5 protein-coding genes and 5 pseudogenes are annotated in these 13,701 nt (G+C 53.4%); 5 read left to right on the top strand and 5 right to left on the bottom strand.

Annotated elements, in window-relative coordinates; translation table 11 throughout:
* The first annotated feature begins 69 nt into the window (after window positions 1-69).
* Both WLO32_RS20325 and dsbA read left to right on the top strand, forming a co-directional pair.
* Complete coding sequence (locus WLO32_RS20325; RefSeq protein WP_435946713.1) at window positions 70-1,056, top strand: serine/threonine protein kinase; 987 nt, start codon at window positions 70-72, stop codon at window positions 1,054-1,056.
* A 27-nt stretch (window positions 1,057-1,083) separates the two neighbouring features.
* Window positions 1,084-1,707, top strand: a complete 624-nt coding sequence (gene dsbA, locus WLO32_RS20320) for a thiol:disulfide interchange protein DsbA (RefSeq protein WP_435946712.1) — start codon at window positions 1,084-1,086, stop codon at window positions 1,705-1,707.
* Window positions 1,708-1,720: 13 nt separating this feature from the next.
* Here dsbA and WLO32_RS20315 read toward each other — a convergent pair.
* Window positions 1,721-2,627, bottom strand: a pseudogene (locus WLO32_RS20315) (acyltransferase).
* 446 nt (window positions 2,628-3,073) lie between these two features.
* On the opposite strand from WLO32_RS20315, the pseudogene polA reads away from it, so the two are divergent.
* Window positions 3,074-5,868, top strand: a pseudogene (gene polA / locus WLO32_RS20310) (DNA polymerase I).
* A gap of 296 nt (window positions 5,869-6,164) precedes the next feature.
* Here the strand turns inward: polA and yihA are convergent.
* A pseudogene (yihA, locus tag WLO32_RS20305) lies at window positions 6,165-6,801 on the bottom strand (ribosome biogenesis GTP-binding protein YihA/YsxC).
* Between the two features lie 571 nt (window positions 6,802-7,372).
* Between yihA and yihI the strand changes: the two are divergent.
* Entirely contained in the window at window positions 7,373-7,888 is a 516-nt protein-coding gene (gene yihI / locus WLO32_RS20300) for a Der GTPase-activating protein YihI (protein WP_435946711.1), read from the top strand.
* Window positions 7,889-8,078: 190 nt separating this feature from the next.
* Window positions 8,079-9,452, top strand: coding sequence for an oxygen-independent coproporphyrinogen III oxidase (hemN, locus tag WLO32_RS20295; RefSeq protein WP_435946710.1), 1,374 nt, complete (start codon window positions 8,079-8,081; stop codon window positions 9,450-9,452).
* 36 nt (window positions 9,453-9,488) lie between these two features.
* Here hemN and glnG read toward each other — a convergent pair whose 3' ends face one another.
* From glnG to glnA, 3 genes and pseudogenes are all read right to left on the bottom strand, one after another.
* Window positions 9,489-10,901, bottom strand: coding sequence for a nitrogen regulation protein NR(I) (glnG, locus tag WLO32_RS20290; protein WP_435946709.1), 1,413 nt, complete (start codon window positions 10,899-10,901; stop codon window positions 9,489-9,491).
* Window positions 10,902-10,909: 8 nt separating this feature from the next.
* Window positions 10,910-11,960: pseudogene (glnL, locus tag WLO32_RS20285) on the bottom strand (nitrogen regulation protein NR(II)).
* A 143-nt stretch (window positions 11,961-12,103) separates the two neighbouring features.
* Window positions 12,104-13,514, bottom strand: a pseudogene (glnA, locus tag WLO32_RS20280) (glutamate--ammonia ligase).
* Window positions 13,515-13,701: the final 187 nt, after the last annotated feature.

Raw genomic sequence — 13,701 nt, 5'->3', positions numbered from 1 at the left:
TAAGCCAGTCCACTATCGCGGCTACGAAATGTTATCCTGAATTATTCGTATTTACTGCCGGTTGCCTGGATGACGGACAGCGCTTTCAATTTTCAGACTCTACATCCGGATACCATCATGGATGCCCTTTTTGCACAGGGTATACGGGTGGATTCCGGGTTAACCCCTTTAAACAGCTTCGAGAACCGCGTCTATCAGTTTCAGGACGAGGATCGCAAACGCTACGTGGTGAAATTTTATCGCCCGCACCGCTGGTCCGCAGAGCAGATCGAAGAAGAGCATCGGTACGCAACAGAGCTGCTGGCGGATGAAGTGCCGGTTGCAGCTCCCCTTTCTTATGCCGGCAGCACCTTGCTCAGGCACCAGGGTTTTATGTTCGCGGTCTTTCCAAGCCTGGGCGGACGGCAGTATGAAACCGATAATATCGATCAAATGGAGTGGGTCGGGCGCTATCTTGGCCGCATTCACCAGACCGGCCGGCGCACGCTTTTTGAAAAGCGGCCGTCAATCGACCTGGATGAATATCTGTTTGAACCCAGAGCCCTGTTTGAACAAACCTCTTTAGTGCCGGCTGCGTTAAAGCCCGCTTTTCTGAAGGCGACAGACGCGTTAATCGATGAAGTAAAGCTTCACTGGCACGATGGCTTTGAACCCCTGCGCTTACACGGCGACTGTCATCCCGGCAATATCCTCTGGCGCGACGGCCCCTTGTTTGTCGATCTTGATGACGCCCGTAACGGCCCCGCTATTCAGGATATCTGGATGTTGCTCAACGGCGATAAAGCCGAACAGCGCATGCAGCTTGAAACTATTATCGAAGCTTATGAAGAGTTTACTCCCTTCGATGCAAACGAAATTGCCCTTACTGAACCTTTACGGGCAATGCGTATGGTTTATTATCTCGCGTGGATTATGCGGCGCTGGGATGATCCCGCTTTTCCCAGAAATTTTCCCTGGCTTACCGAGGAAGATTACTGGCGGAGACAGACTGCAACCTTCACAGAGCAGGTCCGGGTTCTGCGTGAACCTCCATTAAAATTAACGCCAATGTATTAGTCAGTACTATTCAGGAGAGAGTGGATTATGAAAAAGATTTGGCTGGCACTAGCGGGTATGATTCTGGCATTCAGTGCCTCGGCTGCCCAGTTCACCGATGGTAAAGAGTACGTTACCCTCGATAAACCCGTCGCAGGCGAACCGCAAGTGTTAGAGTTTTTCTCTTTCTACTGCCCGCACTGCTACCAGTTTGAAGAAGTGCTTCATGTTTCTGATAACGTGAAGAAAAACCTGCCGGAAGGCACAAAAATGACTAAATACCACGTTGAGTTCCTGGGCCCGTTGGGCAAGGATCTGACGCAGGCATGGGCCGTAGCAATGGCGCTTGGCGTGGAAGACAAAATCACTGCGCCTATGTTTGATGCCGTGCAAAAAACGCAAACCGTACAGAACACCGACGATATCCGTAAAGTGTTTATCGACGCGGGTATAAAAGCCGAAGAGTACGATGCGGCTTGGAACAGCTTTGTGGTGAAATCTCTGGTCGCTCAGCAGGAGAAAGCCGCCGCCGATCTGCAGCTGCAGGGCGTGCCTGCCATCTTTGTTAACGGCAAATACCAGCTGAATCCGCAGGGTATGGATACCAGCAGTATGGACGCCATGGTTAAGCAATATGCTGATGTCACCAGATTCCTGGTGCAGAAAAAATAATAAAGAAAGCCGGTCACTGACCGGCTTTCTTCTTTTGCATAAGGGTGGTGAGCAGAACATCCTTTTCGTGCCACAGCGTATTAAGCCATGCCTGGAAGCGGCGTTTAAAGCCTTTGTCATTGACGTAGTCGCCGTGTAACTCCTCCATAACGGGCACCAGCGAAACGCGTACCACAATCCTCGTCATCTTCCCGGTCAACATATCGTAAAACGGTGAACGCGCATTTTCCGGATAGCATAGCGTGACGTTTAAAAGCTTATCGAACTGCGAACCAAGGACGTTCAGCGCCATCGCAATCCCGGCGGCCTTAGGAGGCAGCAGATTCTGAAATACCGAGCGCGTCTCAAGGTGTTTTTCCTGGGTAAAACGCGACCCTTCGACGAAGTTAACAATCGTCGTAGGATGCGAGCGAAATTTTTCACAAGAACGGCGTGTTGTTTCTACGTCCTTGCCGCGTCGCTCAGGGTGGCGTAATAAATAGCTGCGTGAGTAGCGCTTCATAAAGGGCATATCCAGCGCCCAGCAAGCCAGCCCGATAAAAGGCACCCATGCCAGCTGCTGCTTGAGAAAGTATTTATTCATAGGGATATGTTTGCGAAACAGCACGCATAAAATCACGATATCCGCCCAGCTGCGATGGTTGCAGATTAATAAATACCAGCTTTTCTTATTCAGTCCTGCAAGGGCCCTCGACGTCCCATTTCAAATGGGGGTTAAGGCGCAGCAGCAGAGCTAAACTTTCGCACCAGCAGTACATCATCAAGTCTGCAAATAACGAGATCGATCGCCAGATAGCAGGAACCGGTAACAGAAGCTTAATGATGCCGGCGATAATAATCGGCACGGAGCATGCGACCGTCACCAGAATGGTCAGAGCGACACTCAGCATCAGGGTGATCGCAGCGAAAAATCTCGACATAAGAGTAACTTTCAGAAAGACAGGAAACGGGGTGATGGGGCTCAGGGCAACAAGCGGGGAATTTTACCAGAGTTTCAGGCCGGAGATTACTCAAAAAGCCGCACTCTTCTTAATGTGTTTCATTCCACAGGGAAATATTCGCGTCTTATAACATAAATTGTTTTTATATCCACATTCAATGATAACGAAACGCCTGGCGTCCTTGCGAATAAAACACGTATAAATAGTTGATTAAAAAACAAATATATTAACCACATCAAAATGATTTCTTCAGGATATTAATCAGTTATAAAACTATACACAAAGTTATCCACAATCACGATCTTGCGTAAGATCTCGCGGATCAATAAAACTTTTTGCCTAATATGCCCCAAAAGCTCATGTTTTTGGCCAGGCTATGGCATCCTTTAGCTATATATTTAAAACCAGGCATGGAACGGAACACTATGGTTCAGATCGCGCAAAACCCGCTTATCCTCGTTGATGGCTCCTCCTATCTTTATCGGGCTTATCACGCCTTTCCTCCTTTGACTAACAGCCGCGGTGAACCAACAGGCGCCATGTACGGCGTGCTGAATATGCTGCGCAGCCTGTTGCTGCAGTATCAACCGACCCATGCTGCGGTAGTCTTTGATGCGAAGGGTAAAACTTTCCGCGACGAGTTGTTTGAGCACTACAAATCCCATCGACCACCGATGCCGGACGACCTGCGCGCTCAGATTGAACCTCTTCATGCCATGGTTAAAGCTATGGGGCCTGCCGCTACTGGCGGTTTCAGGCGTAGAAGCGGACGACGTCATAGGTACGCTGGCGCTGGAAGCTGAGAAAGCGGGGAGGCCGGTCCTTATCAGCACCGGCGATAAAGATATGGCCCAGCTGGTCACGCCCGGCGTTACGCTAATCAACACCATGACCAACACTATTCTGGGGCCGGAAGAAGTTTGCACCAAATACGGCGTGCCGCCGGAGCTGATCATCGACTTCCTCGCGCTGATGGGCGACTCCTCAGATAACATTCCGGGCGTTCCCGGCGTCGGGGAAAAAACAGCCCAAGCGCTGCTGCAGGGATTAGGCGGTCTGGACGCGCTGTACGCCAACCCGGAAAAAATCGCCGGGCTCAGCTTCCGCGGCGCGAAAACCATGGCCGCGAAGCTTGAGCAAAGCAAAGAGGTGGCTTACCTCTCGTATCAGCTTGCGACCATTAAAACCGACGTCGAACTGGAGCTGACCTGCGAACAGCTGGAAGTGCAGCAGCCGGCGGCGGAAGAGCTGCTTGGCCTGTTTAAGCATTACGAATTCAAACGCTGGACGACGGATGTTGAAGCCGGAACCTGGCTGCAGGCTAAGGGCGCCAAAGCCGCCGCGAAACCGCAAAAAACGATTGAGATTGAAGTCGAGCCTGAGGCCGAAGAAGAAACAAGCGCACTTTCTTATGACAACTACACCACCATTCTTGACGAGCAGGAGCTGCAGCAGTGGATCGTCCGGCTGAAGAAAGCGCCTTACTTTGCTTTTGACACCGAAACCGACAGTCTCGATAACGTGAGCGCAAACCTGGTCGGCCTCTCTTTTGCAACGGAGCCGGGCGTCGCCTGTTACATCCCGGTTGCGCATGACTACATTGATGCACCCGATCAGCTTCCTCTTGCGCGGGTGCTTGAACTCCTCAAGCCGCTGCTTGAAGATGAAAAAGTGCTTAAAGTTGGTCAAAACCTGAAGTTTGACCGCGGTATCGTTGGAAACTATGGCATTGAACTGCGCGGCATCGCCTTTGATACCATGCTGGAGTCCTATATTCTGGATAGCGTAGCGGGCCGCCATGATATGGACAGCCTGTCCAGCCGCTGGCTTAAGCATAAAACCATTACTTTTGAAGAGATTGCCGGCAAAGGCAAAAAACAGCTGACTTTCAACCAGATCGATCTGGAGCAGGCCGGGCGCTATGCGGCGGAAGATTCGGACGTCACGCTGCAGCTGCACCTGAAAATGTGGCCAAAGCTCGAAAAAATCGAAGGGCTGCTTAACGTCTTCAATAATATTGAAATGCCGCTGGTGCCGGTGCTTTCGCGCATTGAACGCAACGGCGTGAAAATTGACCCGGCCGTTTTGCATACGCATTCTGAACAGCTCACCAAACGTCTGGCCGAGCTGGAGATTAAAGCGCACGAGATCGCCGGCGAGGCGTTTAACCTTTCATCTCCGAAACAGCTGCAGACCATTCTTTTTGAAAAGCAGGGCATTAAGCCGCTGAAGAAAACGCCGGGCGGCGCGCCGTCAACGTCGGAAGAAGTGCTGGAAGAGCTGGCGCTGGACTATCCGCTGCCTAAAGTCATTCTTGAGCACCGCGGGCTGGCGAAGCTGAAATCGACCTACACCGATAAGCTGCCGCTGATGATAAATCCAAAAACCGGGCGGGTGCACACCTCTTATCATCAGGCCGTTGCGGCGACGGGGCGTTTATCGTCTACCGATCCGAACCTGCAAAACATCCCGGTGCGTAACGAAGAAGGACGTCGTATTCGCCAGGCGTTTATCGCACCGGAAGATTACGTCATTGTTTCCGCTGACTACTCGCAGATTGAGCTGCGTATTATGGCGCACCTCTCCCGCGACAAAGGCCTGCTTAACGCCTTTGCCGAAGGCCTGGATATCCACCGAGCGACGGCGGCGGAGGTCTTCGGGCTTGCGCTGGAAAGCGTGTCCGGAGAACAGCGTCGTAGCGCAAAAGCGATTAACTTCGGCCTGATTTACGGCATGAGCGCTTTCGGGCCTGTCCCGTCAGCTCAATATTCCGCGTAAAGAGTCCCAGAAATATATGGATCTCTACTTTGAGCGCTACCCCGGCGTGCTGGGATACATGGAGCGTACGCGCGCTCAGGCCAAAGAGAAGGGCTATGTTGAAACGCTCGACGGCCGTCGTTTGTATCTGCCGGACATCAATTCCAGCAACGCCGCGCGCCGCGCAGGCGCTGAACGTGCGGCGATCAACGCCCCGATGCAGGGGACGGCGGCGGATATTATCAAACGCGCGATGATCGCCGTGGATGAATGGCTGCAAAAAGATGAGCCGCGCGTGAAGATGATTATGCAGGTTCACGATGAGCTGGTGTTTGAAGTGCATAAAGATGACGTTGAAGCCGTGTCCGAAAAAATCCGCGAACTGATGCAAGGCAGCATGAAGCTGGACGTGCCTTTGCTGGTGGAAGTGGGCTGCGGTGCAAACTGGGATGAAGCTCATTAAACCATCGGCTTTGGCGCCGCTTTTTTGTAACTAAGCAACATAAGTCATAGCTTTTTGTGATGATGCTTCAAGAACGGTATGTAAATAGTGAAAAAAAACTACAAAAAATGCTTTTTCAACCGGATAAAAAGGAGTAGAGTTATTTGCGTAGGGTACAGAGGTAAGATGTTCTATCTTTCAGACCTTTTACTTCACGTAATCGGATTTGGCTGAATATTTTAGCCGCCCCAGTCAGTAATGACTGGGGCGTTTTTTATTGGGCGCTACCCAAAACAGGCGGACGAAACCGCCTGCCGTTACTCTTCGGCGCCTTCTTCCTCGAACGCCGGCGGAATGTCGTTATACCAGCTGTCCAGCTTGTGGCGCAGTTTATCGACGCCAATTTTCTTCAGTGAAGAAAAGGCTTCAATCTCAATATCCCCACCGAAAGCCGCAGCGGCTTCGCGCACCATATTAAGCTGTGCTTTACGCGCGCCTGAAGCCAGTTTGTCTGCTTTGGTTAACAGCAGCATCACCTGAATATTGCTCGCCACGGCCCACTGAATCATCTGCTGATCGAGATCTTTAAGCGGATGGCGGATGTCCATCAGCACCACCAGCCCTTTCAGGCTGTTGCGCTTTTGCAGGTATTCGCCCAGCGCGCGCTGCCATTTAATTTTTACTTCTTCCGGCACTTCGGCGTAGCCGTAGCCCGGTAAATCCACCAGGCGTTTCCCCTCGGCAACCTCGAACAGGTTGATAAGCTGGGTACGGCCAGGCGTTTTACTGGTGCGCGCCAGGCCTTTCTGATTGGTCAGCGTGTTTAACGCGCTCGATTTCCCCGCGTTAGAGCGGGCCTGCGAAAGCAACCTCAATACCGGTATCGGAAGGCAGATGGCGAATATCCGGCGCGCTAAGCACGAAATGGGTCAGTTGGTAGTTCCAGTTTGTCAAAAGGTTGTCTCCGTCAGGATGAGCATTGAGGGGATTATACCTGAACGTACGGAAAAGACCGTGTTTCTCACCGGGTGCAGACATTCCCCTACAGAATGTGAGAAATCTGCCATTGCTGCTGGCAGACATCGCGGAGACTTTCGAATGAAGAATCAATAAATGAATTTAATTAACAAGCAATTATCTTTATACAGCCTGCGGCTTGCTGACTTTAAGTAAAATTATAACCTTGTCGTCTTCATGGTTAAGCGTAAAGTAAGCGGCACAGGCAAGGGAGCCGGAAAGGATAGCAACTCAGGATGAGGGTTCAGGATCGTCAGGATGACGAAGAACCAGGAAATGCCAGGAGGCAGCGTCTGGAGACGCGGTAAAAGGATCGGGGACACAACACGGAAAGTTGCTTGCGAAGGAAAGACAGGGCGTCGAACGCAGACAGGGATTGTGCGGCCTGCAAAGGTAGTGAAACAAGAAAAAAGGCGACAGGTTAACCTGCCGCCTTTTTTCTTTGCTTGCTTTCTGCTAGATTCCGCCGCAATTCTATACTGAATAAAACGGCTTAAGACAACTCATCATGAAGCAACAAAACTCAGCATCACAAGGCAACAAAACGGCGAAAGTTCGTCGTAAATCGCGCGAAGAGATAGACCAGGAAGCGCGCGACCGTAAGCGCCAGAAAAAACACCGCGGCCATTCGGCTGGCAGCCGTGCCAACGGCGGCGTTCAGGCGCAGGGCGCTAAAGGCGCGGGGCAGCCAAAAGATCCACGCATCGGCAGCAAAAAACCCGTCGCTCTGGGCGTTACCGACGCCCCGGTCGCGAAACCAAAACAGCACAAACCGAAGAGCGAGAAACCTATGCTTTCACCGCAGGCCGAGCTGGATATGCTGGAGAACGATGAGCGCCTGGACGCGCTGCTGGAACGTCTTGAAGAAGGCGAGGCGTTAAGCGCCGAAGAACAAACCTGGGTCAATGAAAAGCTCGACCGTATTGATGCGCTGATGGAACAGCTCGGCATCGCTTATGACGACGATGAAGACGAAGAAGATAAAGGCGACGACTTAATGCGTCTGCTGAAGGGTGGTAACTAGCGTTTACTCCCATGGGATTACCTGTTTTTATCGTGGTTATTCCGCTGGTGTGTTATCTGCTGTGGTTATTCGTTAAACTACGGCGGTTGTCGCGATTGCAGAATTCGTTGCGCCGCAGGCTCTTCGCTCAGGGGAAGGTCCTGCCGTCTACGCTTCGTCAACGCAGGCGGCATCACCGGAAGGAGTGAGTATGTCTGAGCAGTTAATCGACTGGGATCTGGCCCTGATCCAGAAATATAATTATTCAGGGCCCCGTTATACCTCTTATCCCACCGCGCTGGAGTTTTCTGAAAACTTTGGCGAGGCGGCGTTTCTGCAGGCGGTCGCTCGTTATCCCGAGCGCCCGCTGTCGCTGTACGTGCATATCCCGTTCTGCCACAAGCTGTGCTACTTCTGCGGCTGCAATAAGATAGTGACCCGTCAGACCCATAAGGCGGATCGGTATCTCGACGCGCTGGAACAGGAGATCGCCCATCGTGCGCCGCTGTTTAAAGGCCGTCAGGTCAGCCAGATGCACTGGGGCGGCGGCACCCCTACCTACCTGAGCAAAGAGCAAATCAGCCGTCTGATGGGGCTGCTACGCGGCCATTTTGACTTTATTGCCGATGCCGAGCTGTCCATCGAAGTGGATCCGCGGGAAATCGAGCTTGACGTGCTCGACAGGCTGCGCGAGGAAGGCTTCAATCGCCTGAGCATGGGCGTGCAGGATTTCAATAAAGAGGTGCAGCGTCTGGTGAACCGCGAGCAGGATGAAGAGTTTATCTTTGCCCTGATTAACCGCGCTCGCGAGCTGGGCTTCACTTCGACAAATATCGATCTGATCTACGGCCTGCCGAAACAAACGCCGGAAAGCTTCGCCTTTACCTTAAGCCGCGTTGCCGAGCTTAGCCCGGATCGCCTGAGCGTTTTCAACTACGCGCATTTGCCGACGCTGTTTGCCGCACAGCGTAAAATCAAAGACGCTGACTTGCCAGACGCCCGGCAAAAGCTCGATATTTTGCAGGAAACCATAGGTTCGTTGACCGCCGCCGGCTACCAGTTTATCGGAATGGACCATTTTGCCCGTCCGGATGATGAGCTGGCCGTAGCCCAGCGTGAAGGAAAGCTGCATCGCAATTTCCAGGGCTACACGACGCAGGGCGATACCGATCTGCTGGGCATGGGCGTATCCGCCATCAGCATGATCGGCGACTGCTACGCGCAGAACCAGAAAGAGCTCAAAACCTACTATCAGCAGGTTGATGACCGGGGCGACGCGCTGTGGCGGGGGCTTGCGTTAACGCGCGATGACTGTATCCGTCGCGACGTTATCAAGTGGCTTATCTGCAACTTCCAGCTGAAGTTTGCCGACGTTGAACGCCAGTGGGACGTGAATTTTGCAGAATACTTCGCCGAAGACCTTAAGCTGCTTGCGCCGCTGGCAAAAGACGGGCTGGTGGAAGTGGACGAGCACCGCATTCAGGTCACCCCAAAAGGCCGCCTGCTGATCCGCAATATCTGCATGTGCTTTGACGTTTATCTCCGGCAGAAAGCGCGCCTGCAGCAGTTCTCGCGCGTTATCTGAATAAAAAGGCGGGTTATCCGACCCGCCTTTTTTGCTCTACTCCATTCCCAGCTCTTTTAGCTTGCGCGTCAGGGTATTTCTTCCCCATCCCAGCAGCCGGGCCGCTTCCTGCTTGTGCCCCTGCGTATGGCGCAGCGCGGTTGTCAGCAGCGTGCGCTCCATTTCAGGCTGAGCTTCTGAAAGCAGGTTTTGATGACCGGAACGCAGGGCGCGATCGGCCCACTGCGCCAGCATGGTCGCCCAGTTATCCGGCAGCGTCTGCGACGTACCGGTTTCCGGCACCGTGGTTTCAAACAGCTCGCCCGGTAAATCCTGAATCAGCACCTCCTGACCCGCGGCCATGACCGTCAGCCAGCGGCAGGTATTCTCCAGCTGGCGCACATTGCCAGGCCAGGCAAGGCGCGTCAGCGCATTTTCCGTTTCCGGATGGAGCAGCTTCGCCTCCACGCCCAGTTCGCGAGCCGCAACCTGCAGGAAGTGACGCGCGAGGCGAGGAATGTCTTCACGACGTTCGCGCAGCGGCGGCAAATGCACGCGGATAACGTTCAGGCGGTGGAACAGATCCTCACGGAATTTACCTTCCTGCACGCGCAGCTCAAGGTTCTGGTGGGTGGCGGCGATAATACGCACATCCACTTTCACCGGCGCGTAACCGCCAACGCGGTAAAACTGGCCGTCAGCCAGCACGCGCAGCAGGCGGGTTTGCACATCCAGCGGCATATCGCCGATTTCATCCAGGAACAGCGTGCCGCCATCCGCCTGTTCAAAACGGCCCTGACGAATCTGATTTGCGCCGGTAAACGCGCCTTTTTCATGGCCAAACAATTCAGACTCAATCAAATCCTTGGGGATTGCCGCCATATTTAAGGCAATAAAAGGCGATTTAACGCGCGGGCTGTGGCGATGTAGGGCGTGAGCGACAAGCTCTTTACCCGTACCCGATTCGCCGTTGATCAGCACGCTGATGGAGGAGCGGGACAAACGGCCAATAATGCGAAAGACGTCCTGCATGGCAGGCGCTTCGCCGATGATATCGGTGGTGGGCCCGAAGACCGGCGCATTGCGCGGCTGCTGCTGTTCCTGATAATGGCTGATGGCGCGCTCGACCAGCGCGACGGCTTCGTCAATATCAAAAGGTTTAGGCAGATAATCAAACGCCCCCTGCTGATAGGCGCTGACGGCAGCATCCAGATCGGAATGCGCGGTCATTATGATGACCGGGAGCATCGGATGCCGTTGTTTTATCTGCTTTAGCAGCGCCAGCCCATCCATCCCCGGCATACGAATGTCGGATAACAAGACGTCCGGGGTTTTGGTTGCAAGGGCGTCCAGCACCTCATTGCCACTCTCAAACGTGGTGCAGCTTAAACCAGCTCCGGTCAGCGCGCGTTCCAGCACCCAACGGATGGAGCTATCGTCATCAACGATCCAAACTATCCCTCGTTGCATACAAACCTCTACTTACGAATAGGCAGGTAAACGGAAAATTCGGTATGGGCCCGGCCAACTGTTGAATTCGATTTTCCCCGAATGCTGATCGATAAGGTTGCGCGCAATAGAAAGGCCCAGACCGGTGCCCCCTTCGCGTCCGCTTACCATCGGATAGAACAGCGTATCCTGAAGCGTGGCCGGGATGCCCGGACCGTTATCTTCAATGTCAATCCGGGCAGCCAGACGGTAGCGCACACCGTGCAGCGTTAGCTGGAAGGCGGTGCGGGTACGCAGGACGATTTCGCCCCCGTCGCTCCCCAGCGCCTGCAATGCGTTACGCACAATATTTAATAACACCTGCTCAATTTGGTCGGGATCGTGAGCGAATTCCGGCAGGCTTGGATCGTAATCCCGCACCAGGGTGACGTTTTCAGGCAGCTCCATCGACACCAGCTGCATAACGCGCTCGGTGACCTTATGAATGCTTTCCGTCACGTGCATGCCCGGCTGCTGCGGGCCTAACAGCCTGTCGACCAGGTTACGCAGACGGTCCGCCTGCTCAATAATCACTTTGGTATATTCCGTCAGCGACGGATCCGGCAACGCTTTCGCCAGAAGCTGCGCCGCCCCTCGTAAGCCGCCAAGAGGATTTTTGATCTCATGCGCCAGGCCGCGAACTAAATCACGTGCGGCAATCTGCTGGGCATGCTGTAACTGTTCCTGGCTCAGGCGGCGCTGGTTGTCCATCGGCGCCATTTCCATCAGGATTAACCCTTCGGGCAAACGCTGCGCCGTCAGAGAAAGGATATGGGAGCGCCCGTCTATCACCAGAGTTACCTCGTTATCGGTAAAACCCTGGCCTGCTATCAGGCTCTCCTGCATTAATTCAACGTTAAGTGAGAAGTAGCTCAACAGATCCGGCAACGGCGTGCCGTAAAGCTTGCGTGAACTCTGCGCCAGCAGCTGTTGCGCCGCCGGGTTCGCGTAGTGGACCGCCAGTTCGTCATCCACAAGCAGGATGCTGTTGATTAAAGAATTCAGGATCTGCCCAGCATCGGGCAGCGTGCCAGTTGCCATACAGCAGTCTCCGTTTTATGCACTATGTTGGTGCATTATAGTTGTCGGCTAACAAAAATCCTTGTTGCGGCAGGGTATTTGTGGAGAAAAAAGCCCATCCGAAGATGGGCTGAAAGTTTCCACGGCAACAAAAAAACGCTTAATCAGACGCTGTAGTACAGCTCAAACTCAACCGGGTGCGGAGTCATGCGCACGCGGTCATTTTCTTCGATGCGCAGAGCGATATAGGCATCAATCGCTTCATCGGTGAATACGCCGCCTGCGGTCAGGAACTCGCGGTCCTGATCCAGCGCGTTCAGTGCTTCTTCCAGAGAGCCTGCAACCTGTGGGATCTCTTTCGCTTCTTCCGGCGGCAGGTCATACAGGTTTTTGTCCATCGCTTCGCCCGGATGGATTTTGTTCTTGATGCCGTCAAGGCCGGCCATCAGCAGCGCTGCGAAGCACAGGTACGGGTTAGCAGCCGGGTCCGGGAAGCGAACTTCGATACGACGCGCTTTCGGAGAAGCAACCACCGGGATACGGATGGAAGCAGAACGGTTACGCGCGGAGTAAGCCAGCATAACAGGCGCTTCGTAACCCGGGACCAGACGCTTGTAGGAGTTGGTTGTTGGGTTAGACAGGGCGTTAATCGCCTTAGCGTGTTTAATGACGCCGCCGATGTAGTACAGCGCTTGCTCGGACAGGCCTGCGTATTTGTCGCCTGCGAACAGGTTAACGCCGTTCTTGGACAGGGACATGTGGCAGTGCATACCGGAACCGTTATCGCCAAACATTGGTTTTGGCATGAAGGTCGCAGTTTTGCCGTAAGCGTGAGCGACGTTGTGCACGACGTATTTGTAGATCTGAATTTCGTCAGCTTTTTTGGTCATGGTGTTGAAGCGGGTAGCCACTTCGTTTTGACCAGCCGTTGCCACTTCGTGGTGGTGAGCTTCAACCACCAGGCCCATCTGTTCCATGGTCAGACACATGGCAGAACGCAGGTCCTGAGCCGAGTCAACCGGTGGCACCGGGAAGTAGCCGCCTTTTACCGCAGGACGGTGGCCCTTTGTTGCCGCCTTCGTATTTGGTGCCGGTGTTCCATGCGCCTTCGATGTCATCGATAGCGACGTGGGAGCCGGAGATGGAGCTGCCGAAACGAATGTCGTCGAACAGGAAGAACTCTGGTTCCGGCCCGAACAGGACGGTATCGGCAAGACCGGTAGAGCGCAGGTAGTCTTCAGCGCGTTTCGCGATGGAGCGCGGGTCGCGGTCATAGCCCTGCATGGTGCCAGGCTCAAGAATGTCGCAACGAATAATCAGGGTGGAATCCGCGAAGAACGGGTCGATGACGGCGGTAGACGCGTCTGGCATCAGCACCATGTCGGATTCGTTGATGCCTTTCCAGCCACCAATCGAGGAGCCATCAAACATTTTGCCTTCTTCGAAGAAGTCAGCATTTACCTGATGAGCTGGGATTGTGACGTGCTGTTCTTTACCTTTGGTGTCAGTGAAGCGCAAATCAACAAATTTCACTTCATGCTCATTCAGCATCGTCAAAACGTGTTCAGCGGACATACTTAACTCTCCCGGATTATCATTGTCGTCGTGGTAACGAGGTCTTCTAACTTTATTTAAAGTGGCTGTTCGCCCTGAAATGTTTAAAGCGAAATCTGTGCCAACTTTTAAATCACCCTAAAAAGGCGTTATCATGCGCACTATAGTGCAAAAGGGTCGCACCATGATGGATAACTTGCACCAATAT

Origin of the sequence: Dryocola mayonis (assembly GCF_051307045.1) — a bacterium.
GTDB lineage: Bacteria > Pseudomonadota > Gammaproteobacteria > Enterobacterales > Enterobacteriaceae > Dryocola.
This window is presented reverse-complemented; position numbering and strand designations above follow the sequence as displayed.